The organism is Janthinobacterium sp. GMG1 (genome assembly GCF_034427795.1).
In the GTDB taxonomy this organism is placed as follows: domain Bacteria; phylum Pseudomonadota; class Gammaproteobacteria; order Burkholderiales; family Burkholderiaceae_D; genus Janthinobacterium.
This window is the reverse complement of the sequence record NZ_JAXQNT010000014.1, coordinates 105,427-127,043: the sequence shown is the minus strand read 5'-3', so window position 1 is coordinate 127,043 and position 21,617 is coordinate 105,427. Positions and strand designations below refer to the sequence as shown.

Below are 21,617 nucleotides of genomic sequence, written 5' to 3'. Positions count from 1 at the left end.
ACCTGAAATAAGGAAAACCGATGGAAAACACGCTGCACTCCACCAGTCATGCCGACAAATCCATGGCACCGAGCACGATCCGCCCCGCCTTGCAAAATTGCATTGTCCCCGTGGCGCCAACGTGTTTTCTGCTGCAAGCCAGTGCGGGCATCGGCATCGCGGCGCTGACCGCCCGCATCCATGAGATTGCCAAGACCTATCACGCCTACGGTGCTGCCAATCTGACCTTCATCGTCAGCGATGCGCAGGCACTGGAGCGTGACGGCTTTTTCGCGCCAGCCAAGCAACGCGCCCTGGTCGGCAAGCTGCCCATCGAGGTGAACTACATTTTCGCCAACGAAGCGGGTTCCCGGCACTGCTGCGGCGCATCGCACACGCTCCCGTACTGGGCCGAACATTTTCTCAAGCCAGGGGCACGCTGATGCTGCGCCTGGCCAAAACCTGCGGCATCTGGCTGCTGTCGCTCCTGATCGTCATTACCCCCGGCGTGCTGCGGGCCATTGGCTTCATCAAGGACTGAACCATGCCGGCGTCCCTTATCGACAATCACCTATCGTTCCAGCCTGCCACCGAGATTCTGGCCGCGCGCGACAAGGACATGCCGACGCCACCAGGCGCCGGGCATGCGCTGGCCGCCATCGCCGAAGCCAAAGCCCAGCTACGCAGCATCAAGCCGCGCAACCTGGCGCCCTTCATGGCCCAGGCCTGGGGATTGTCGCCGCGTGGCGCGCGCCGCTCCGTGCTGATCGCCGCCGGCATGGACGCCGACCGCTGGGAATCGCCCATCCACTCCTTTACCGAAGAAGAGCGCATCGAGCTGCGCGCCGCCACCTCTGCCGCTATCCGTGTGTACGAAAGACTGTTGAATGCAATCTAAACAAATCCTGCTGCCTGACGCCCAGCGTCACGAAGCCTTCTTACGATCCGCCCAGTTCGCGCCCGAGCTGGCCCGCATCCCCTACAAATGGCGCAACCGTGTCATCACGGCCGCCCTGGCCAAGATGGCCTGGTCGTCCTGGTACAAAGTGTATGAATCCGTCGCCACCAGCTTTGTGCGCGAATTCGCCGAACAGTACGTGCCAGCCGGCGTCGACCTATCGCAAAGCGACGCCGACATCGTGGCCACCGCCGAACGTGCGGCGGCCGGCGTGACCAAAATGCTGTGGATGGCCGTGTCCGACACGCACGCCCTGCAGATCATGGAAGACGAATGCGCCTCGTATGGCATCGAGCTGCCCGAGTTCGATGCGCTGACCGACACCATCGCCCGCCTGGTGGACGCCCGCTGGTGGCGCCGCCAGTTGCGCAAGCGGGTCAAGCGCGCCTTTGAAGCGGGCAACATCCGCCTGGGCTATGTGAACTATCGCGGCGAACCCTACGCCAGCAACGACGCCGTGCTGTCGCGCCTGGCACAAAACCGCCGCAACGCGGCAGCGCTGGCCGCCACCCTGGTGCAGAACGAGAATGGCCAGCAATTCAGCATTGCCGAGCTGGCCGAGAAAACCACCGCCAACAAGGCCATCCGGCGCGGCGAGCTGATGTTGCGCATCAACGGCTTTGAACAGATCGCCCGCGAGAGCGGTGACCAGGGCATTTTTATCACCTGGACGTGCCCGTCGCGCTTCCACGCCATGCAGCACAGCGGCAAGGCAAACGACAAGTTCGACGGCTCGACGCCGCGCGAGGCGAATGCTTACCTGGGCAAGATGACGTCGCTGTGCCGCTCCGCGCTGGCGCGCCGGGGCATCGGCCTGTACGGCTTTCGCATCGCCGAGCCGCACCACGATGGCTGCCCGCACTGGCATTTGCTGCTGTTCGTGCGCCCAACCGCGAAATACAAGACGGCGCACCTGCAGGACGTGGCCGGCCGCGCCATCCGCATCATGAAACGCTACGCCTGGCGCGTGGACCGTGGTGAACCGGGCGCCTTCGCGCGCCGCCTGGACGTCAAACGCATCGACTGGGCCAAGGGCAGCGCCGCCGGCTACATCGCCAAGTACGTCGCCAAGAACATCGACGGCGTGGCCGAGCACAAGACGAAAGAAGGCTATGTCGTCACAGCCGATACCGAAGGCGATGTCGAGCTGACACCATCGGCGCGCGTCGAGTCCTGGGCCGCGTGCTGGGGCATCCGTCAATTCCAGCAATGGGGCGGCGCGCCCGTCACCGTGTGGCGCGAACTGCGCCGCATCGAGGAAAGCATGGTCAATGAAGCGCCGGCCGCCATGCGCCGCGCCTGGAATGCCGTGCAAAAGATTGACGGCGAAAAGCGCGCCTGCTGGGCCGAATACCTGCGCGCCCAGGGCGGCGCCCTGGTGCCGCGCAAGGAACTGGTCGTCACGCTGGCCAAGGACGAAAAAACCGTCATCGGCCGCTACGGCGAAACGCAACGCATCACGCCTTACGGCGTGCGCTGCAGCGACCTCATCGGCGTGGTCTTCAAGTCCGTGCGCCATACGTGGACGCCGGTACAGGCCACAGGCGCTCGCGCGGTGGCTGTTGGGGTTGCCGTTCCTCGGACTCGTGTAAATAACTGTACGCACCCCGACCGCCCTACCCCGGCCACGCCGCCAGCGGCGCCCGTGCCGAACCTGTCGAACGAGGCAAAAACAGCAGTGATTACCGCCTGGGCGGCCGTCAACGCCTGCCCGTATCCCCGGCTGATCGTCCACGACAACCCATCGCATGAAGGAGCTACCACATGAAAACCTTTGCCGTGATCGTTCGCACCCAAACCGAACGCTTTGAGTTTTTTGATGATGCCGCGTCCAGCGGCGACGTAATCGACGCTGCCATCGACCGCTACGGCGTGTGCGGCGTTACCGCCAAACTGAAAGGAGCACCGCAATGCTGAGCACCCTGATCGATTCACCGCGGCAAATCGCCCTAGGCGACCGCGTGACCTTCGATACCGACGAAGGCTGCCAGGCCGGCACCGTCAACGACCTGCGCCGTGACGTGGGCAATGGCGAGCTGCACGCTTGGGTGGAACTGGACCACCAGTGGCCGGGCATGTTCCGTGCGGTGCCCCTTGCCGCGCTGCAGTCTGCAAGCGCTGCTGCGCCGCGTGCGGAACTCGCAAGCTGAGACTATCCCGGTGAGCGCTTTTTACAACGAAATTGACCCATACGCAGCCGCTTGGCTGCGCAACCTGATAAAGGCCGGCCACATAGCGCCGGGAATTGTTGATGAACGATCGATCGAAGATATTTGTCCCGACGAGCTCGTCGGCTACACGCAATGCCACTTTTTCGCTGGCGTTGGAGTTTGGTCCTATGCTCTTCGTCGCGCAGGATGGAACGATTCGCGACGAATCTGGACAGGCTCGTGCCCGTGCCAGCCTTTCAGCTCGGCAGGCGGCGGCGCTGGGTTCGCTGACGAGCGGCACCTGTGGCCAGCATTCCACCACCTCATCCGCGAGCACGCTGAATGGTGTCGCCGGCAGAAGCTCCAGCCTCCAGTCATCCTTGGAGAGCAGGTTGCGAGTAAGGACGCAGATACTTGGCTCGACCTTGTACAAACTGACATGGAAGCCCTGGGCTATGCCTTCGGGGCGCTTGCGTTCCCGTCTGCGGGCGTCGGTGCTCCGCATATCCGGGACCGCACCTACTGGGTGGGTAACGCCAGCGGCTCGGGACTGGAAGGACACGCCGGGAATGGTGGCGCAACGGGATGGAAAGGATCGGGTGGATCAGTTACCCAGGCAGGCGTACTTGTGCGGCTGGCCGACGCCAACCCGCACGGACTCGGTGCGCACGCCAAGCCAGAACTTCACCACGCAGAACATAACGCTCAATCATGCGGCACTGTTTTCGGGCTGGCCGACGCCCAATACGCTGGACGTGATCGACAGGACGGGACTTCGGCCCAGCCGCGTAGCGACCAATCGGACGAGCGGTTACCTGACGGAGATGGTGCCATTGACGAGCACCTGCGCGGCCCGACTAACGGCATCTGGAGAGATGCTGACTGGCTCCATTGCAGGGATGGAAAGTGGCGGCCAGTTGAACCCGGCACATTCCCGTTGGCTCATGGGGCTCCCTCCCGAGTGGGACGCCTGCGCGCCTATGGCAACGCGATCAACGCGGAGCAAGCGCGCATCTTTATCGAATCGATGACGGAGGCGACTTGATCCACGAAAGAACCAATGCAAGCGGCAACAGCAATAGCCAACGAGTTAATCGGCCAAGCGAATCACAAGTTAAAGAGGTGAACAAGTACACCGAATTTTGCAGGCTGCGCGACTACCGCAAGCCAGGCGCAGAAGTACCGCAGTACACGGAGGCCGAAGCGTTCGCCTTGGCCACGAACAAATGCCAAGCATGCAGCCCGGCCACAAAGAAAGCGGCATCCAATGAATAACCTTTTTGACAATTCGATCCAGTCCGAAACCCTGACTGCGGAAGAACTGGAAACCATTTCAGGCTGCTGCCGGAAAGTGGATCAGATCAAATGGCTGCAGCAGAACGGTTGGACCTTCATCAAGAACCGCGCCGGCGCGCCCATCATTGGGCGCCTGTACGCCAGGTTGCGCTTGAGCGGCATCAATCCTGCCAGCCTGGTAAGCACGCCGGCCTGGGCGCCGGACCTGTCCAAAGTACGTTAATAGAAAAGAAAGAAAACGATGCGACCTAAGAGCACTGGCTACAAACTGCCGCCGCGCATGCTGCGCCGCGTGCGTAAGCTGAAATCGGGCGAAACATGGACCGGCTACTACTACAACGGCCGGGACGACGCCGGGAACCGGAAGGAATACCCGCTGGGCACGGATTTGGTCGAGGCCAAGCGCCTGTGGGCAGAATACGAGTGCAAGCCAGTCCCGACCGACGCCACGCTCATGGAATACGTGTTTGCGCAGTACGTGCGCGACATCCTGCCAGGCAAGGCGCCAAGCACGCAACGCGAGAACTCCAGCTCGTTGAGCCAGCTGCGCCCGGTCTTCGACAGCGCGCCTATCGACGCCATCACGCCACAGGACATTGCCCGCTACCGCGACGCGCGAAGCGCCAAGGTGCGCGCCAACCGCGAAATCGCGCTGCTGTCGCACGTGTTCAATATGGCAAGGGAATGGGGCTACACGAAGCGCGAGAACCCATGCAGGGGCGTGCGCAAAAATAAGGAGGTGCCGCGCGACTTCTATGCCGACAAGGCCGTGTGGGATGCGGTACGGAACGCCGGCTGTGAAGAGCTGCAGGACGCCATGGACCTGAACTACCTGACCGGCCAGCGGCCTGCGGACGTGCTCAAGATGCGCGACGGCGATTTGAAGGACGGGGCGCTGCAGGTGCGCCAGGGCAAGAGCAACAAGCTGCTGCGCATCGTGCTCGAGCACGACGGCATCAAGTCCGAACTGGCGAAGGTCATCGAGCGCATCCACGCGCGCCCGCACCGGCCGCGCACCACCTTCATCGTCGCGCTGCCGAATGGTTGCCAGGTCAAGAAGTGGCATTTGCGCCTGCGCTTCGATGGCGCCCGGAAAGCTGCAGCGGAACTGGCGCTAAAAGCTGGAGACGAGGAGCTGGCCAGCCGCATCAAGGCCTTCCAGTTCCGCGATATCCGGGCGCGCTCCGCCAGCGACATTGCCGACCTGGGCGCCGCCAGCTCTCTGCTGGGGCATAGTGAAAAAGTTATCACGGAAAAGGTCTATCGGCGCATTGGCCAGGCTGTCCGCCCTACCCGCTAGCGGCGAGTTGCGGAAACCATTTCCGCAAATTAGCGCTAAGTTGAAAATGAAGTTTTACATCAGGGATTTTTTAGGCGAAGGCACAAAAAAAATAAGCCCTTGATAATCAAGGGCTTATTTTCATATTTCTGGCGGAAGCGGTGAGATTCGAACTCACGAACAGTGTAACCCGTCGCTAGTTTTCAAGACTAGTGCCTTCAACCACTCGGCCACGCTTCCAGATGGCAGCATTATACATAAAGGTCAGTGCCTTACCAATGGCTAGCACTCCCGTGGCCTTATTTCCCCCAGCGAAGAGGACAGGAGAACACCCACGGCTCTTCGCCTGTCGCTTCAATATCTGCGCTGACACATCAAAGCTAAGCCTACAGACCCCAATTTTCCCGCAGCGCCTTCTCGAACTCCACCGCTGGCAACGGGCGCGAGAACAGATAGCCTTGCACTTCGTCGCAGCCCGAACTCTTCAGGAAGGCCAGTTGCTCGGCCGTTTCCACGCCTTCCGCGATCACTTTATGGTGCAGTTGCTGGGCGATGCTGATGATGGTGCTGGCGATGGCGCAGTCGCTGGCGTCGGTCGGGATGCCGGTGGTGAAGGACCTGTCGATTTTTAACGTGTCGATGGGGAAGCGTTTCAAATAGGACAGGCTGGAATAACCGGTGCCGAAGTCGTCCAGCGACAGGGCCACGCCCAAGGCCGTGATGCGGTCCATGATGCCGATGACTCTCTCGATGTTGTGCATCAGGGTGCTTTCCGTGATTTCCAGCTCCAGCCAGGCCGCTTCCAGGCCGTAGCGGGACAGGGTCGCCGCCACCCTGGCGGGCAAGGCTGCCGTGAATTCGCGGGCGGAGACGTTGACGGCCAGGCGGATCGGCGGCAGGCCGGCCAGTTTCCACGCCTGCGCCTGGGCGCAGGCCGCTTCCAGCACCCATTCGCCCACCTGCACCACCAGGCCCGTCGATTCGGCCAGGGGGATGAACTCGGCCGGCGGGATCATGCCGTGCTGCGGGTGGTGCCAGCGCACCAGCGCTTCGGCGCCGATGATGCGCCCGCTGCCCAGCGCGTATTTCGGCTGGTAGTGCAGCAACAGTTGCTGCTCGGACAAAGCCTGGCGCAAGCCGGTTTCCAGGCGCATGCGCGCCTGCATGCCGAGGTTCATGTCCTGGCTGTAGAAGGCCACGCTTTCCGCTTCGCCGCCGCTATCCTGCTTGGCACGGTACATGGCGATGTCGGCCAGGCGCAGCAGGGTTTCCGCATCCTGCCCGTCTTGCGGATACACGCTGATACCGATGCTGGCGCCCACGCGCAAGTCGTGGCCTTCGATCAAAAACGGTTCCACCAGGGAAGCGAGCAGCTTTTGCGCCACCATGCTGGCCTCGAAATGCTGGCCGATGTCGAACAGGCCGACGGCGAACTCGTCGCCGCCCAGGCGCGCCACCAGGTCCTGGTCGCGCAAGGCATGGCGGAAACGCAGCGACACTTGCCGCAGCAGTTCGTCGCCGATGCGCCGGCCCAGGGTGTCGTTGATCAGTTTAAAGCGGTTCAGGTCGATGAACAGCACGCAGCCGAGCATCTTGCTGCGCTGCGCCACGGAGAGGGCCTGGTCGACCAGCTTGGCCAGCAGGGTGCGATTGGGCAGGCTGGTCAGCGGGTCGTAATAGGCCAGGTGGTGCAAGCGCTCTTCGGCCAGCTTGCGCTCGGTGATGTCCGTCAGGTAGGCGATGAGTCCGATGGGCTTGTCGTCCAGGTCTTGCAGCGGCGACAGGGACAGGCTGGCCCAGAATATCTCGCCTGACTTCTTTCGGCGGCGCACCTCCATCAGGCGCCCTCCCTGCTCCAGGAAGGCGTCGTGGAAACCCGTGTCTTCATCGTCGTACAGGAACAGGATGTTGCGCCCCACGGCTTCCACCGAGGTGTAGCCGAACAGGCGCTCGGCGCCCTTGTTCCAGCTGGTGATGTAGCCCGTCAAGTCCATCGTCAGCACGGATTCGTGCAACTGGTCGAGGATTTGCGTCTGCTGCGCCAGCAAGGCTTCCACTTGCGCATAGGCATGCGTGGAACGTTGCGCCAGCGAATGCACTTGCAAGACGCCGGCAGTCAGCGATGCCAGGCTGGCCAGGTGGCGGCGGTCGGCGTCGCTGTACAGGCTGCGTCCCGCCACGCTGTAATGGCCGAAGCAATGGCCATCGAAACTGATTTCCTGCAGCAAGGCAGGCGTATCGCGGGGGAAAGGCGCGGGCGGAGCGCCGCCATCGGCGCTGGCCGCGGGCAGGAACTGGCCGTGCGGGCTGGCCATCACGGCGCTGGCGATACGGCCCAGCTCAGCGACCAGCGCGGGGCCGCGCAAACGCACGACGGCGTCGCACAGGGCGGCGCTGTCACCAAGGAAATCCGACACCGGAAACAGGGTCATGCTAGAGGTTCCGGCTGACCTGGATCGCCCATTGGTAGGCCTGCAGCAGGCTGCGCCAATAGGTTTCTCCATCGATGCCGGCGCGGCGCAAGCCCTCGGGCGGCGGCGTGGCGCTTTCGACCAGCGCCAGCAAGGTGCCCAGCTCGCCATTGCGTTCGAGCAAGGCGACGCTCACTTCCGGCGCCAGGTTCAGGGTGGCGATGATCTCTTCCATCGGCATGCCCAGCAGGACGTCGAGCAGCGAGAACACACCCGCCATGAAGGCCAGGTCTTGCGCGTCGCGGTCGCCGCCGCGCAGCTGGCACAGCGCTTCCATCTGCGCCGCGCGCACGGCCGCCAGCGGCAGCAGCGCGTGGATCTTGCCGTCGTCCTGTTGCCGCGCATACAGCAGCAGCTGCAGCCAGCGCTGCAGCTGGCGCCGGCCCAGCAAAGTGATGGCCTGGCTGAAACTGGTAATCGGCGCCGTGAAACCAAAGGCGGCTGAATTGACCAGTTTCAATAAATGATAGCTGAGCGATGGATCTTGCTTGAGCGGCACTTCCAGCTCGTGCGCGTCGGCATCGCGGGCCAGCAAACCCAGCAGCGCCAGCAGGCGGCGCCGCGACGTGGCGTCTTCCGGCTCGCTTTGCTGGCGCGCATGGTGCAGGGCGTAGTCGCCGGCAAACCAGCTGATGCCAAGTTCTTGCAAGGCAACAAACTGCCCCGCGTCGGCGATGTTGTAGGCCAGGTGCGGCCCCGCCAGGGGCAGCAACTGGTGCAGGGCCGGGCGTGGGCCGGACGCGTCAAAGCTCAGCGCGCGCGCGTCGACTTGCGCCGCCGTCACGGGACCGGCTTCGGCCCCATCGAGGATGAGGCGATAGCCGGCATCGCGCCATTGCTGGCACTTTTTCTGGATATGTTTATCGCCGGCTAGATGGGCCGGCAAACGGAAGATGGTGCGTTGCGGCGCCAGTTGCGCCAGCACGGCCTCGTCCACGTCATGCGGGTCGGCCAGGGGAATGATGCAGTCGAGCGGCGCCAGGAAGGCATACGCATCGGCGGCGGCCAGCGCCGCCAGCAGCGGCGCCGTCGAGGCCTGCGGCACATGCAAGGTGACAGCGACCCACTCGTTATGAGCATTGGCCACTGCTTGTAATCCCACCAACGGAAACAGGTTTGATTCAGACGCTGACATCGGTATCTCAGTGTGGGTAGGGCGCCATAGTAAATAAACTGACCAGCATTGGCAACCCTGGCCCGACAGGGATGCCCTCGACAGCGAGAATCATTCTATCCGAATCTCACCTATGAAACAGTTTAATTTTGGCAATAAATATTCAAAAAGAACATTCCCCCGCGAGACCCGCCTGTCATGCGGGTGTGACAAAAACCCGGCACGGCGCGCGCCTGCTCAGGCGCTGCCGCCATGCGCGTGCTCGACCGCATATTTGATCAATTCAGCCTGCCCTTCGATGCCGAGCTTGCGCTTGATGTTCAGCCGGTGCGTCTCCACCGTGCGCACGCTCAGGTCCAGCGCGCGGGCGATCTGCTTGTTCGACTGGCCCCCGGCGATGTGCTGCAGCACCTGCTGCTCGCGCGTGGTGAGGAAGGAATCGTGGACTTGCGGGCGCGATAGCTGCCGCGCCAGCGCCGCGCTGTAATAAATGCCGCCGGACATCACCGTCTCGATGGCGAAGACGATATCTTTCCCAGGGGCATCTTTGAGCACATAGCCGCGCGCGCCGGCGGCGATGGCTTGCGACACATATTCGAGCTTGTCATACATGGACAGGATCAGCACGGCAATCTGCGGAAACGCCTGCTTGAACAGCGCCGTCGCTTCGATGCCGTTGATGCCGCGCATATTGATATCCATCAACACGAGGTCGACCTGGTGGAGGCGCGCCTGTGACAGCGCCTCATCGGCGCCGCCCGCCTCGGCCACCACGTCAAAATGCGCCACCGCTTCCAGGCGCGCGCGCAAGCCGTCGCGCACGAGGGGGTGGTCGTCCACCAGCAGGATGTTGATCTTCTCGCTCATGTCTCAGTATCTTCTCGGTATCTATTCATCAGTGTGTCGGTGGAAGGGCGAGCCGCGCCAGCACCAGGGTGCCGGCCGCAGACGAAGTGATGTGCAGGCTGCCGCCGATGGCTTCCATCCGTTCCGTCATGTTGCGCAGGCCGATGCCGCGCTGCGGATGCAGGGCGATGCCGTCGAAATCGAAGCCGCCGCCATTATCCTGGATGCGCAACTCGACGGCCTTGCCTGCCTCGTGCAGGCTCACTTCCACGCCGCGGGCGTGGGCATGGCGCTCGCAATTGGTCAGCGCTTCCTGGGCGATGCGGAACAGCACGGTATTCACCATGTCGGGCAAGCCCTCGCCCGCCGCCGCCGGGCTGGCCGTGAAACTGGCTTGCGCGCTGCTGCTGTCGTTAAATTCATGCACCAGGTGGTCGAGCGCGGCGGCCAGGCCCAGGTCATCCAGAATGGCCGGGCGCAGGTTGTGCGAAATGCGCCGCACTTCGCCCAGCACCTTGTTCAGCTGCTCGGCGGCCCGTTCGAAGGTGGCGGGCGCCTTGTCTTTCTGCTCGGCATTGCCGGCCAGACGCGCGATGCCCGCCTCGATTTGCAGTTTGATCGACACCAGCCACTGGCTAATGCCGTCATGCAAGTCGCGCGACAGCCGCGCACGCTCCTCTTCCTGCGACTCGACCACGCGTTGCGCCAGCACTTTCAGCTTGGCGTCGGCCACGCGCAATTCGCGCAGGTTCAGCACGAGGCCGCAGGCGGCCACCAGCAGGGAACCGAGGATGGCGATGGCGGCGATCAGTTCCATGGTCGAGCGGATATTGCGCGATTGCTGGGCGTCGACCTTGGCCAGCGCCTGGTCCACGTCATCCATGTAGATGCCGGTACCCATCATCCAGCCCCACTCCGGCATCAGGATCACATAGCCGAGCTTGGGTGCGGACTTGTTGGTCGACGGCTTGATCCAGTTATAGCGCTCGAAGCCGCCGCCGCTCTGCGCCCGCTGCATCAGGCGCTGGATGGTGAGATTGCCTTCGGCGTCGCGCAATTGCCACAGATTCTGTCCCACCAGCTCGGGCTGGCGCGGATGCATCAGCGACTTGCCCTGCAAATCATAGATGAAGAAATAGCCATCGTCGCCATAGCTGAGGGCGGACAGGATGCGCTTGGCCTCCTCTTGCGTGGCGTCATCCTTGCGCCCCGACTGGTACAGGGAAGCGATGGAATGGCTGGCCAGGGTCACGTAATGCTTGAGTTCGGCCTCCTTGCTGGCCAAGTACGCTTGCTGGATGGTGGCGCGCTGCTGCTCGGCCAGGGTGATGGCTTGGTGCCGCACGGCAAACGCGATCGCGCACAGGGCGAGGATCAGCGGCGTGAGGGCCAGGAAGATGACTTTCTGTCTGAGTTTCATGTCCTGGCGCTCCGGCGGCGTCGATGCTGGTGGGAATGCGTGATTTTACGTCGCGGCGTGGCGATCAGTCTGCGTAGTAATACTGAGCGTTACTGCGTAGTCGTGCGCTTGCGGCAATTATACGATTCCTGAATACTCGCCATAAGCTGCAGATACACCAATTCACACCCAAACTGGCGACGACCAGGCTCGGCAGCACACATCATCGCACGGCACAGCGCCCGTCAATCTCTGGAGGAAGCATGAACCGCATTTTCAAACAGCTCGGCTGGGCAGCGCTTGCGCTGGCAGGCGCCGGGTCCCTGGGCGTCGTCGCCCTGCAACGTGGCGAACCGATCAGCGCGATCTGGATCGTCATCGCCGCCGTCTGCGTTTACCTGATCGCCTACCGTTTCTACAGCCTGTTCATCGCCGACAAGGTGCTGGGCCTGGATGCCCGCCGCATGACGCCTGCCTTCAAGCACAACGATGGCCTCGACCACGTGCCGACCAACAAATATGTGCTGTTCGGCCACCATTTCGCGGCGATTGCCGGCGCCGGCCCCCTGGTCGGCCCCGTGCTGGCCGCGCAGATGGGCTATCTGCCCGGCATGCTGTGGATACTCGCCGGCGTCGTGTTTGCCGGCGCCGTGCAGGATTTCATCGTGCTGTTCATTTCCATGCGCCGCGATGGCCGCTCGCTGGGCGACCTGATCAAGGCTGAACTGGGCGAAATTCCCGGCATGATCGCCTTGCTCGGCTGCTTCATGATCATGGTCATCATCCTGGCCGTGCTGGCCTTGATCGTCGTCAAGGCGCTGACGGGTTCCCCATGGGGCAGCTTCACCGTGATGGCGACGATTCCCATCGCCCTGTTCATGGGCGTGTACTCGCGCTTCATCCGCGTGGGCCGCATCGGAGAGATTTCCATCATCGGCTTCGTGCTGCTGATGCTGGCCATCATCGGCGGCCAGTACGTGCAGGAACACGCCGTGCTCGGTCCGATGTTCACGTTCACGGGAACGGAACTGACGTGGATGCTGATCGGCTACGGCTTCATCGCTTCCGTGCTGCCCGTGTGGCTGCTGCTGGCGCCGCGCGACTACCTGTCTACTTTTCTCAAAATCGGCACCATCCTGGGCCTGGCCATCGGCATCATCGTCGTCGCGCCGTACCTGAAAATGCCGGCCATGACCAAGTTCATCGACGGCTCCGGCCCTGTCTGGTCGGGCAATCTGTTCCCCTTCCTGTTCATCACGATTGCCTGCGGCGCCGTCTCCGGCTTCCACGCGCTGATTTCCTCGGGCACCACGCCGAAGATGATTGAAAACGAAAGCCACGCCCGCTTCATCGGCTATGGCGCCATGCTGATGGAATCGTTTGTTGCCATCATGGCCCTGGTGGCCGCCTCGACCATCGAGCCAGGCATCTATTTCGCCATGAACAGCCCGGCCGCCCTGATCGGCACCACGGCCGAGTCCGCCGCCCAGGCGATCTCGCAGTGGGGCTTCTATGTGACGCCGGAAATGCTGACACAGACGGCCAAGGACGTTGGCGAGCACAGCATCATCTCGCGCGCCGGCGGCGCACCGACCCTGGCGGTCGGCATGGCGCAGATCCTGTCCGGCGCCATCGGCGGCAAGGCCATGATGGCTTTCTGGTACCACTTCGCCATCCTGTTCGAAGCGCTGTTCATCCTGACGGCCGTCGATGCGGGCACGCGTGCCGGCCGCTTCATGCTGCAAGACTTGCTGGGCAGCTTCGTGCCTAGCCTGAAAAAGACGGAAAACGTCATCGCCAACCTGCTGGCCACGGGCCTGTGCGTGGCGGCGTGGGGCTACTTCCTGTACCAGGGCGTGGTCGATCCATTGGGCGGCATCAACACCCTGTGGCCGCTGTTCGGCATCGCCAACCAGATGCTGGCCGCGATCGCGCTGATCCTCGGCACCTGTGTGCTGTTCAAGATGAAGCGTGGCCAGTATGCATGGGTCACCATCACGCCAACCATCTGGCTGCTGCTGTGCACGCTGACGGCGGGCTGGCAAAAGATTTTCGACGCCAATCCACGCGTCGGCTTCCTCGCGCATGCCAAGAAATACTCGGCGGCACTCGATGAAGGCACCCTGCTGGCGCCAGCCAAGTCGGTGGCGCAGATGCAGCAGATCATCTTCAACGATTACCTGGACGCCGGTCTGGCCGCCTTCTTCGTCATCGTCGTCGTCAGCGTGCTGTTCTTCGGCGTCCGCACGATTTTGAAGGCGCGCGCCGACAGCAAGCCTAGCACCAAGGAAACGCCGTTCCAGGCCATGCCCACGGTGCAATGATGATCGACGAAATCATCAAGGCTGGACGGTATCTGGGGCAAAGCATGCGGCTCATGTGCGGCTTGCCCGAGTACGACACCTATGTGGCGCACCGGGAAGTGACCCATCCCGGCGAGCCGATGATGACGTATGAAGAGTTCTTCCGCGAACGGCAGGAAGCCCGCTACGGCGGCGCAGGAAAACGCGGAGGGTGTTGCTAATGTAAGTGCTGGGGTCAGATCCGCCGGGTCTGCCCCCATTGTTGCGCCCACGTTGTTTCATCTTCAGTAAGTTCCCCTCCCCTCTCTTCCCTTAGACCCACATCAACATCAGGGTGTGTCTTCGCGTCTATATTTTTCCAATAGGAATTAAATAACAGTCAACGGGCGACCGGGGAAGCTGCGAATTCATGTTCAATTTCCAACGCTCCAGCATCAGCCAGAAGCTGACCATGATTTCGGTACTGTCGTCGGGCTGCGCGCTGCTGCTGGTGTTCGTGGCGTTTGCGCTGACGTCCGTGCTCAGTCACAAGAATGATGAAGGCAAGCAACTGCTGTCGCTGGCGGGCGTGATCGGCGCGGCCAGCGCGGCGCCCTTGCTGGCGGGAAAATCGGCGCAGGCGGAACAGGTGCTGGCCGCGCTGGCCGCGCGCGACGAGGTGGCCCAGGCGGCCCTGTTCGACAAGGGCGGGCGTTTGTTCGCCCTGTACCGCGCGCCACAGCACGCGGACGGCCTGGCGGCGCCGGAAGACATGGACCCGGCCTTGCTGGCAGACATGGCCGTGCAGCCCGTCACGCAAGGCTCGGGCACGACCCTGGCGCCGGCCATGCGCTTGTACCGTCCCGTCTACCGGCCAGGCGAGCCGCAACAGATCATCGGCGCCGTGCTGATCGAGGCGGACCTGAACCACATGTGGCGCGACATCGGCCGCCACGTGGGCGCCATCGGCGGCGCCACCGTGCTGTCCTTCCTGATCGCCGTCTTCCTGGCGCGGCGCTTCAAGAGCGTGATCGCCGAACCGATCACCAAGCTGATCGATACAGCGCAAAAAGTGTCGAGCAGCCAGACCTACAGTCACCGCATCGCGCACCAGCGCAGCGACGAACTGGGCGTGCTGATCGACAGCTTCAACGACATGCTGGCGCAGATCGACAGCCGCGACAGCACCCTGGCCAACTACCGCGACCAGCTCGAGCGCCAGGTGGGCGTGCGCACGGCACAGCTGGAAAAGGCCAAGGACGCGGCCGAGGCGGCCAGCCAGGCGAAAAGCGCGTTTCTTGCCACCATGAGCCATGAAATCCGCACGCCGATGAATGGCGTGCTGGGCATGACGGAACTGCTGCTGGCCAGCCAGCTGACGCCGCAGCAGCGCCACTACACGAGCATGGTGCAGCGTTCGGGACAGAATTTGCTGGTGATCATCAACGACATCCTCGACTTTTCCAAGATCGAGGCGGGCAAGCTGAGCGTGGAATACATCCGCTTCAATTTCCGCGAATTGCTCGACGACATAGAACACGTGTTCGCGCCGCAGGCGGAAGCGAAAAACATCAGCCTGGAATTCGACGTCGCCTACGACATCCCGATCGCCATCTGCGGCGACCCGAACCGTTTGCGCCAGATCATCGTCAACCTGCTGGGCAATGCCATCAAGTTCACGGAAACGGGCAAGGTCACCGTGAAAGTGACCGTCTGCAGCGAAGACGCGCCCAGCGTGGGCTTGCGTTTCGAGGTGCACGACACGGGCATCGGCGTCTCGAACGAAGCCCAGACGCGCATCTTCGAATCGTTCTCGCAGGCGGACGGTTCGACCACGCGCAAGCACGGTGGCACGGGCCTGGGGCTGACGATCTCGAAACAGCTGGTGGAGCTGATGGGCGGCACTATCGGCGTTGATAATGCTTTAACGCAAGGATCGATCTTCTGGTTCGAAGTAAATTTCGATAAGCGGCGGGTCGACAGCGACGACCCGTCCTTCAACCTGAAAACCACGCGAGGGTTACGCGCCTTGATCGTCGACCACACACCGGCCACGCGCGCCGTGCTGGAGCGGCAACTGGCCAGCTGGCACATCGTCAGCGACAGCGCCGGCACGGCCAGCGACTGCCTGGGCAAGCTGCGCGCGGCCGCCCAGGCGGGCACGCCGTATGCCGTGGCCCTGCTCGACATGGAATTGCCGCGCACCAGCGGCCTGGCCCTGGCCGCCAACATCAAGAGCGACCCGCTGCTGGCCGACCTCAAATTATTGCTGCTGAGTACGGAACAGGCGGCGGCCGACCCCGTGCAACGGCGCGAGGCGGGCGTGGCCTTCCAGCTGATCAAGCCGGCCCGCGAATGCGACCTGTTCGACTGCATCGTCACGCCGCCGCGCGCCAGCGAGGGCCTGCGCATCCATCCGCCGCACGCCCCCCGTCAGGTGGGCCGGCGCCAGCGCCGCCGCGTGCTGCTGGCCGAAGACAATCCCGTCAACGTGGAAGTGGCGCTGGCCATGCTCGATAGCCTGGGCCTGGACGTGGTCTGCGCGCGCAATGGCGAAGAAGCCTTGCAGGCGGCACAGGCCGAGGATTTCGATCTGATCCTGATGGATTGCCAGATGCCCGTGATGGATGGCTTTGCCGCCACGGCGGAAATCCGCCGCCATGAACAGCACTGCGGCCACGCGCGCGTGCTGCCCATCGTCGCCATCACGGCCAATGCGCTGCAGGGCGACCGCGAAGCATGCCTGGCGGCCGGCATGGACGATTACCTGAGCAAACCGTTCACGCAGCAAGACCTGGGCCACACGATCGCGCGCTGGATCACCCTGCCGCGCGCGGCCACCGTGCACCACAGCGAAGTGCCAGAGCAACAAGCGCCGCCAGAGACGCCTCCCGCGCCGCAGCCCACGCCAGCGGGCCTGCCGCTGAACCGGCAGGCGCTGGAAAACATCCGCGCCCTGTCCGGCACGGATGGCGATGCGCTGCTCGAAAGGGTCATCCAGGCCTTCGTCGGCGAGACTCCGCGCCAGTTGAGCGCCATGCGCGCAGCCATTGCCGGCGCGGATGCGGAAGCGCTGCGCAAGGTGGCGCACAGCCTGAAGTCAAGCAGCGCCAACGTGGGCGCCGACGGCCTGGCGCAGCTGTGCAAGGAGATGGAAAAACTGGGCCGCGCCGGCAGCACCGAGGGCGCGGCGCCCCTGTTGCAGCAGATGCAGCAAGCCTTCCTGTCCGTACGCGACTCGCTGAACGCCATCCTCGTGAAGGAACACTGACATGACAGCGCCCCTCTCCCCTCCCCGCGGCCTGGTGCTGGTGGCCGACGACGATCCCGTGATGCGCCTGCTGATGCGGCAGATGCTCACGCAGGTGGGCCTGGACGTGATCGAGGCCGAAGACGGCGTGCAGGCGCTGGCCAGCTACAAGCACAGCGGGCCGGACCTGGTCATGCTCGACGTCGACATGCCGGCCATGGACGGCTTTGCCGTGTGCCGCGAAATCCGCCACCAGGAAGTGGGCAGCACCGTGCCCATCATCATGGTCACGGGCGGCGACGAACTGGAAGCCGTCACGCGCGCCTACGAGGTGGGCGCCACCGACTTCATTTCCAAGCCCATCAACTGGCCCATCCTCGGCCACCGCGTGCTGTACGTGCTGCGCGCCAGCGACGCCATCGCCCGTTTGCGCATCGCCGACGCGCACAACCGCGCCGTGCTGGCCGCCATCCCCGACACCTTCTTCCGCCTGAACCGCGAAGGCTTTTATCTCGACTATGAACAGGGCCACGACGCCAGCGCCGGCTTTTCCCTCAGCGACTGCGTGGGCAGCCATATCCGCGACGTGCTGCCGCCCGAAATCGCCGCGCGCCTGCTGGACAAGGCGCACGCCGTGCTGGCCACGCAGCATATCGGCTCGGTCGACTACACGCTCACGCACGAGGACAGCACGCGCCATTTCGAGGCGCGCCTGGTGGCGACGGGGGCCGACGAGGTGCTGGGGCTGGTGCGCGACATCAGCGAACGCAAGCGCACCGAGGAACAGATCCGCCGCCTCGCCTATTGTGACAGCCTGACGGGCATCCCCAACCGGCAAGCGTTCCTTGAAACCCTGGAACGCGAACTGCTGCGTTCGAAAGAACACGACAAGAAATTCGCCGTGCTGTTCATGGACCTGGACGCCTTCAAGCGCATCAACGACACCCTGGGCCACGACGTGGGCGACCATTTGCTCAAGGTGGTGTCCGAGCGCCTGCGCGAAACCATCCGCCCCAGCGACCTGGTGCTGCGCGCCGAACACGAGTTTGAAGCCACCTTCGGCGGCAGCAACCTGGCGCGCCTGGGCGGCGACGAATTCACGATCTTGATACCCGACCTGGAGCGGGTGGAAGACGCGCTGAACGTGGCGCACCGCGTCAAAGAAGCCATGCGCCGGCCCTTCATGATCGAAGGACACGAGATTTTCGTCACGGCCAGCATCGGCATCTCGCTGTATCCGGAAGATGGCGAGGACTGCAACTCGCTGCTCAAATATGCGGATACGGCCATGTACCACGCGAAGAACTGCGGCAAGAACAACGCCAAGCTCTATAGTTCTTCGCTAACGATGGAAATCATGAGCCACGTCAAGATGGAAGTCGGCTTGAGGAAAGCCTTGCAGAACAACGAGCTGTACTTGCTGTACCAGCCGCAGATCGACGTGCCCAGCACGCAGATCGTCGGCGTGGAAGCGCTGGTGCGCTGGCGCCATCCCGAGCGGGGCATCATCTCGCCCACGGAATTCATCCCGCTGGCCGAAGAGACGGGGCTGATCGTGCCCATCGGCGAATGGGTGCTGCGCACGGCATGCAACCAGGCCAAGGCGTGGCAAAGCGATGGCGGACGGGCCATCCGCATGGCCGTCAACCTGTCGGCAAAGCAATTCAAGGATGAAAACCTGATGCAGATCGTGCTGTCGGTCCTGGCCGACACGGGCCTCGATGCGCGCCTGCTGGAACTGGAATTGACGGAAGGAACGTTGATGGACGATGCGCGCGCCACCATGGTGACCCTGGAGCAATTGCGCGGCATCGGCGTGTATCTGTCCATCGACGACTTCGGCACGGGGTATTCGTCGATGAATTATTTGAAACGCTTCGACGTGCGGGCCTTGAAAATCGACAAGAGCTTTATCGCCGGCTTGCCGCAGGACACGGAAAACGCGGCCATCACGCGCGCCATCATCGCCATGGCGCATGGCTTGAAGATGGTGGTAGTGGCCGAGGGGGTGGAAACGGACGAGCAGCTGCTGATGCTGGAAGAATACGGCTGCGACATGGCGCAGGGCTACTTTTTAGGCCACCCGTCGCCGCACGACACGATCACGGCCATGCTGGCCAGGCAGAGGGGCCAGCTGGCCAGCCTGGAAACTAGAGCACTTCGAAGGCAAGGATTTGCGTGACTTGCTGCGGATTAAAATTGTCGTCGGAAATCATCACCAGGCTGCGGCGGCCATTTTCCAGGCGCGGGCCCCAGCTGATGCCTTCGATATTGTCGATCCTGGCCAGGCCGATCTTTTCCAGGTCCAGCAGCAGGCGCTTGCGCGCTGGCACATAGGCCGCGCCCGCCAGCGCCGGCATGGCCTGGATATCGGTGGCGCCATCCGTTTCCATCGCGTAGATGCGCACATGGTTCGTATACACGCCGTTCGCATGTTCCACGCCGGCCCGCTCCACTACCAGCAACTGGTGACCGTTGACGGCGAGGATTTCCGACACGCCATTGTCCGCTTCCTTCCCCGGCGCCGGCCGCGACGCCACCGGCTCAATCGGATACGCGTACTGGCCCAGCACGGTGCCGGCGCGGTCCAGGCGCGTGATGCGCACGATGGAGCCGTTATCGGGCGTGGCCAGCGGGCCATCCTGGTACAGCGCCGCTTCCATGCCCAGCCACAAGCTCTTGCCATCCGACGAGAACGACAGCGCCTCAAAACTCATGTTGTTGCGCGAGCCCGTTGCTTCCTGCGAGACCTTGAACATGACGGGCGTGGGCAAGGTAGTCAGGTAATGGCCGCCGCTATCAGCGTGGCGCACGAACGGATCCAGACCCACCTTGCGGTTGCCTTCGCTGGCGTACCACAGGCTGCCATCCTGCGGATCGACGCGGATGGTTTCGATGTCGGGCACCTGGTCGCCCCGATCCAGCTTGGCGTGCGCCAGGTTCGGGTAGCGGCTGCCGTCGGGCTGCGTGAAGAAATGCACGCTTTTTAATGTCACGGCGGAAAATACTCGGCTGTCGTAATCGAGCGTGGCGCGGTAGAAGCGGGCCGGATTGATTTCCGAGCGGTCATCGCTTTCCATCACCCAGCTGTTGTTGGCCGCATCGTAATCGATGCCGGACAGGCCGCCCACTGTGGTGCCCTGGAACGGATGCTTCAAGGCGATGCGCTGTTCGCCGATCAGGCGCAGGCCCGCGACCGGCGCATCGTGCGGGAAGCTGGCACAGGCGGAAAGAAGGATGGCGGCGGACGCCAGGGCAAGCGCGGTGCGGAACAATGGAGGCATGATCGGTATCAAGTAAGTCGGGAAGCAAATTCAGGGGTCAGACCCGCCGGGTCTGACCCCAGCTTTAATTCTGTGGGTTAATAGCGAATTACACCACCCCACCGGCCTTCAGCCGCGCGATGGCCGCAGCGTCATAGCCGAGCGATGCCAGCACCTCGTCGTTATGCTGGCCCAGGGTCGGTCCCAGCCACTGCGTCTTGCCCGGCGTGGCGGACAGTTTCGGGCTGATGGCGGGCAATTTGACGGGCGTGCCGTCGGCGAAATGGTGTTGTTCGAACATATTGCGGGCAAGGAATTGCGGATCGCTCAGCATGTCGCGCACGGAGTAGATTTTGCCGGATGGCACGTCGGCCGCTTTCAGCACGGCCAGCGCGCTGTCGATCGTGTGCGTGGCGCACCAGGCGCCGATGGCGTCGTCGATTTCCTGCGTGCGCGCCACCCGGCCATCGTTGCGCGCCAGTTGCGGGTCGCCCGCCAGGTCGATGCGGCCCATGGCCAGCATCAATCGCTTGAAGATGGCGTCGCCGTTGCCGGCAATCACGATGTTTTCGCCGTCGCCCGTCGTGTAGGTATTCGACGGCACGATGCCGGGCAAGGAACCGCCCGTGCGCTCGCGCACGACGCCCGCCTGGTCGTATTCGGGCACCAGGGACTCCATCAGGTTGAACACGGATTCATACAGGGCCACATCGACCATCTGGCCTTCCCCTTGCTCGCGCCCGCCCGTCACGTCGCGGTGGCGCAAGGCCATCATGGCGCCGATCACGCCGTGCAGGGCCGCCACGGAGTCGCCAATCGACACGCCAACCCTGACGGGTGGACGGTCGGCAAAGCCGGACACATAGCGCAAGCCGCCCATCGACTCGCCGATGGCACCGAAGCCGGGCAAGTCCTTCATCGGCCCCGTCTGGCCAAAGCCGGACAGGCGCACCATGATCAGGGACGGCTTGATCTGCTTGAGCTGTTCGTAACCGAGATCCCACTTTTCCAGCACGCCGGGGCGGTAGTTCTCGATGATGATGTCCGCTTCCAGGGCCAGCTGGCGCGCGATGGCGCGGCCCTCGGGCGACTTCAGGTTCAGGGTGATGCTTTTCTTGTTGCGTGCCTGCACCGACCACCACAGCGAAGTGCCATCCTTCAGCACGCGCCAGGTACGGATCGGGTCGCCGCCATCGGGCGACTCGATCTTGATCACGTCGGCGCCGAATTCGGCCAGCATGCGGGCGCAGAACGGCCCCGCGATCAGGGTGCCCAGTTCAAGGACTTTGATACCTTTTAAAGGACCAGTATTCGCGGAGGGTTCAGTCAT

Annotated in this window: 18 protein-coding genes and 1 tRNA gene; 12 read left to right on the top strand and 7 right to left on the bottom strand. The window is 63.3% G+C overall.

The genetic code is table 11. From position 1 onward, the window contains the following. The first annotated feature begins 20 nt into the window (after window positions 1–20). From SJI03_RS26350 to SJI03_RS26315, 8 genes are all read left to right on the top strand, one after another. Window positions 21–422, top strand: coding sequence for a hypothetical protein (locus tag SJI03_RS26350; RefSeq protein ID WP_322429162.1), 402 nt, complete (start codon window positions 21–23; stop codon window positions 420–422). A gap of 101 nt (window positions 423–523) precedes the next feature. After that, entirely contained in the window at window positions 524–877 is a 354-nt protein-coding gene (locus SJI03_RS26345) for a hypothetical protein (RefSeq protein ID WP_322429161.1), read from the top strand. Beyond that, entirely contained in the window at window positions 867–2,705 is a 1,839-nt protein-coding gene (locus SJI03_RS26340) for a replication endonuclease (RefSeq protein ID WP_322429160.1), read from the top strand. The genes SJI03_RS26345 and SJI03_RS26340 overlap by 11 nt, the downstream gene beginning before the upstream one ends. Then, complete coding sequence (locus SJI03_RS26335) at window positions 2,702–2,854, top strand: hypothetical protein (RefSeq protein WP_175445254.1); 153 nt, start codon at window positions 2,702–2,704, stop codon at window positions 2,852–2,854. Before SJI03_RS26340 ends, SJI03_RS26335 begins: the two co-directional genes overlap by 4 nt. Beyond that, on the top strand, window positions 2,848–3,087 hold the full coding sequence (locus SJI03_RS26330; protein WP_322429159.1) for a hypothetical protein: 240 nt from the start codon (window positions 2,848–2,850) through the stop codon (window positions 3,085–3,087). The genes SJI03_RS26335 and SJI03_RS26330 overlap by 7 nt, the downstream gene beginning before the upstream one ends. Window positions 3,088–3,097: 10 nt before the next feature. After that, the gene (locus SJI03_RS26325) at window positions 3,098–4,132 is read left to right on the top strand and encodes a DNA cytosine methyltransferase (protein WP_322429158.1); all 1,035 of its coding nucleotides are present in this window, start codon (window positions 3,098–3,100) and stop codon (window positions 4,130–4,132) included. A 222-nt stretch (window positions 4,133–4,354) separates the two neighbouring features. Further along, window positions 4,355–4,606 (top strand): DUF4224 domain-containing protein, encoded by a 252-nt coding sequence (locus SJI03_RS26320; RefSeq protein WP_046682344.1) that lies wholly within the window; start codon window positions 4,355–4,357, stop codon window positions 4,604–4,606. A gap of 18 nt (window positions 4,607–4,624) precedes the next feature. Beyond that, entirely contained in the window at window positions 4,625–5,683 is a 1,059-nt protein-coding gene (locus tag SJI03_RS26315; RefSeq protein ID WP_322429157.1) for a tyrosine-type recombinase/integrase, read from the top strand. Window positions 5,684–5,812: 129 nt separating this feature from the next. On the opposite strand, the gene SJI03_RS26310 is transcribed toward SJI03_RS26315, so the two are convergent. The 5 genes from SJI03_RS26310 to SJI03_RS26290 all read right to left on the bottom strand — a co-directional run bounded on the left by SJI03_RS26310 (window position 5,813) and on the right by SJI03_RS26290 (window position 11,513). Continuing rightward, window positions 5,813–5,902 (bottom strand) — tRNA-Ser (locus SJI03_RS26310). 146 nt (window positions 5,903–6,048) lie between these two features. Beyond that, window positions 6,049–8,094 carry a putative bifunctional diguanylate cyclase/phosphodiesterase gene (locus SJI03_RS26305; RefSeq protein ID WP_322429156.1) on the bottom strand — a complete coding sequence of 682 codons (2,046 nt, stop codon included), beginning with the start codon at window positions 8,092–8,094 and terminating at the stop codon, window positions 6,049–6,051. 1 nt (window position 8,095) lies between these two features. Then, entirely contained in the window at window positions 8,096–9,220 is a 1,125-nt protein-coding gene (locus tag SJI03_RS26300) for an EAL and HDOD domain-containing protein (protein ID WP_322429155.1), read from the bottom strand. A gap of 264 nt (window positions 9,221–9,484) precedes the next feature. Continuing rightward, entirely contained in the window at window positions 9,485–10,114 is a 630-nt protein-coding gene (locus tag SJI03_RS26295; protein WP_322429154.1) for a response regulator transcription factor, read from the bottom strand. A 28-nt stretch (window positions 10,115–10,142) separates the two neighbouring features. Next, window positions 10,143–11,513 carry a cache domain-containing protein gene (locus SJI03_RS26290; protein ID WP_099380307.1) on the bottom strand — a complete coding sequence of 457 codons (1,371 nt, stop codon included), beginning with the start codon at window positions 11,511–11,513 and terminating at the stop codon, window positions 10,143–10,145. A 242-nt stretch (window positions 11,514–11,755) separates the two neighbouring features. Between SJI03_RS26290 and SJI03_RS26285 the strand changes: the two genes are divergently transcribed. From SJI03_RS26285 to SJI03_RS26270, 4 genes are all read left to right on the top strand, one after another. After that, a complete protein-coding gene (locus SJI03_RS26285; protein ID WP_099380306.1) occupies window positions 11,756–13,816 on the top strand; it encodes a carbon starvation CstA family protein in 2,061 nt (686 codons plus the stop codon). Then, window positions 13,816–14,016, top strand: a complete 201-nt coding sequence (locus tag SJI03_RS26280; protein WP_010396213.1) for a YbdD/YjiX family protein — start codon at window positions 13,816–13,818, stop codon at window positions 14,014–14,016. Before SJI03_RS26285 ends, SJI03_RS26280 begins: the two co-directional genes overlap by 1 nt. Window positions 14,017–14,204: 188 nt before the next feature. After that, entirely contained in the window at window positions 14,205–17,045 is a 2,841-nt protein-coding gene (locus tag SJI03_RS26275) for a response regulator (protein ID WP_322429153.1), read from the top strand. A 1-nt stretch (window position 17,046) separates the two neighbouring features. After that, window positions 17,047–19,206 carry a putative bifunctional diguanylate cyclase/phosphodiesterase gene (locus tag SJI03_RS26270; protein WP_099380304.1) on the top strand — a complete coding sequence of 720 codons (2,160 nt, stop codon included), beginning with the start codon at window positions 17,047–17,049 and terminating at the stop codon, window positions 19,204–19,206. On the opposite strand, the gene SJI03_RS26265 is transcribed toward SJI03_RS26270, so the two are convergent. Both SJI03_RS26265 and SJI03_RS26260 read right to left on the bottom strand, forming a co-directional pair. Further along, on the bottom strand, window positions 19,175–20,308 hold the full coding sequence (locus SJI03_RS26265) for an esterase-like activity of phytase family protein (RefSeq protein WP_322429152.1): 1,134 nt from the start codon (window positions 20,306–20,308) through the stop codon (window positions 19,175–19,177). The genes SJI03_RS26270 and SJI03_RS26265 overlap by 32 nt on opposite strands. Window positions 20,309–20,396: 88 nt before the next feature. Beyond that, window positions 20,397–21,617, bottom strand: a complete 1,221-nt coding sequence (locus tag SJI03_RS26260; protein WP_322429151.1) for a CaiB/BaiF CoA-transferase family protein — start codon at window positions 21,615–21,617, stop codon at window positions 20,397–20,399.

Bases quoted from the DNA above. Each gene is read 5' to 3' on its own strand.
- SJI03_RS26350 (WP_322429162.1), top strand. From the start codon at position 21: ATGGAAAACACGCTGCACTCCACCAGTCATGCCGACAAATCCATGGCA.
- SJI03_RS26345 (WP_322429161.1), top strand. From the start codon at position 524: ATGCCGGCGTCCCTTATCGACAATCACCTATCGTTCCAGCCTGCCACC.
- SJI03_RS26340 (WP_322429160.1), top strand. From the start codon at position 867: ATGCAATCTAAACAAATCCTGCTGCCTGACGCCCAGCGTCACGAAGCC.
- SJI03_RS26335 (WP_175445254.1), top strand. From the start codon at position 2,702: ATGAAAACCTTTGCCGTGATCGTTCGCACCCAAACCGAACGCTTTGAG.
- SJI03_RS26330 (WP_322429159.1), top strand. From the start codon at position 2,848: ATGCTGAGCACCCTGATCGATTCACCGCGGCAAATCGCCCTAGGCGAC.
- SJI03_RS26320 (WP_046682344.1), top strand. From the start codon at position 4,355: ATGAATAACCTTTTTGACAATTCGATCCAGTCCGAAACCCTGACTGCG.
- SJI03_RS26315 (WP_322429157.1), top strand. From the start codon at position 4,625: ATGCGACCTAAGAGCACTGGCTACAAACTGCCGCCGCGCATGCTGCGC.
- SJI03_RS26305 (WP_322429156.1), bottom strand. From the start codon at position 8,094: ATGACCCTGTTTCCGGTGTCGGATTTCCTTGGTGACAGCGCCGCCCTG.
- SJI03_RS26295 (WP_322429154.1), bottom strand. From the start codon at position 10,114: ATGAGCGAGAAGATCAACATCCTGCTGGTGGACGACCACCCCCTCGTG.
- SJI03_RS26290 (WP_099380307.1), bottom strand. From the start codon at position 11,513: ATGAAACTCAGACAGAAAGTCATCTTCCTGGCCCTCACGCCGCTGATC.
- SJI03_RS26285 (WP_099380306.1), top strand. From the start codon at position 11,756: ATGAACCGCATTTTCAAACAGCTCGGCTGGGCAGCGCTTGCGCTGGCA.
- SJI03_RS26280 (WP_010396213.1), top strand. From the start codon at position 13,816: ATGATCGACGAAATCATCAAGGCTGGACGGTATCTGGGGCAAAGCATG.
- SJI03_RS26275 (WP_322429153.1), top strand. From the start codon at position 14,205: ATGTTCAATTTCCAACGCTCCAGCATCAGCCAGAAGCTGACCATGATT.
- SJI03_RS26270 (WP_099380304.1), top strand. From the start codon at position 17,047: ATGACAGCGCCCCTCTCCCCTCCCCGCGGCCTGGTGCTGGTGGCCGAC.
- SJI03_RS26265 (WP_322429152.1), bottom strand. From the start codon at position 20,308: ATGCCTCCATTGTTCCGCACCGCGCTTGCCCTGGCGTCCGCCGCCATC.
- SJI03_RS26260 (WP_322429151.1), bottom strand. From the start codon at position 21,617: ATGACTGAACCCTCCGCGAATACTGGTCCTTTAAAAGGTATCAAAGTC.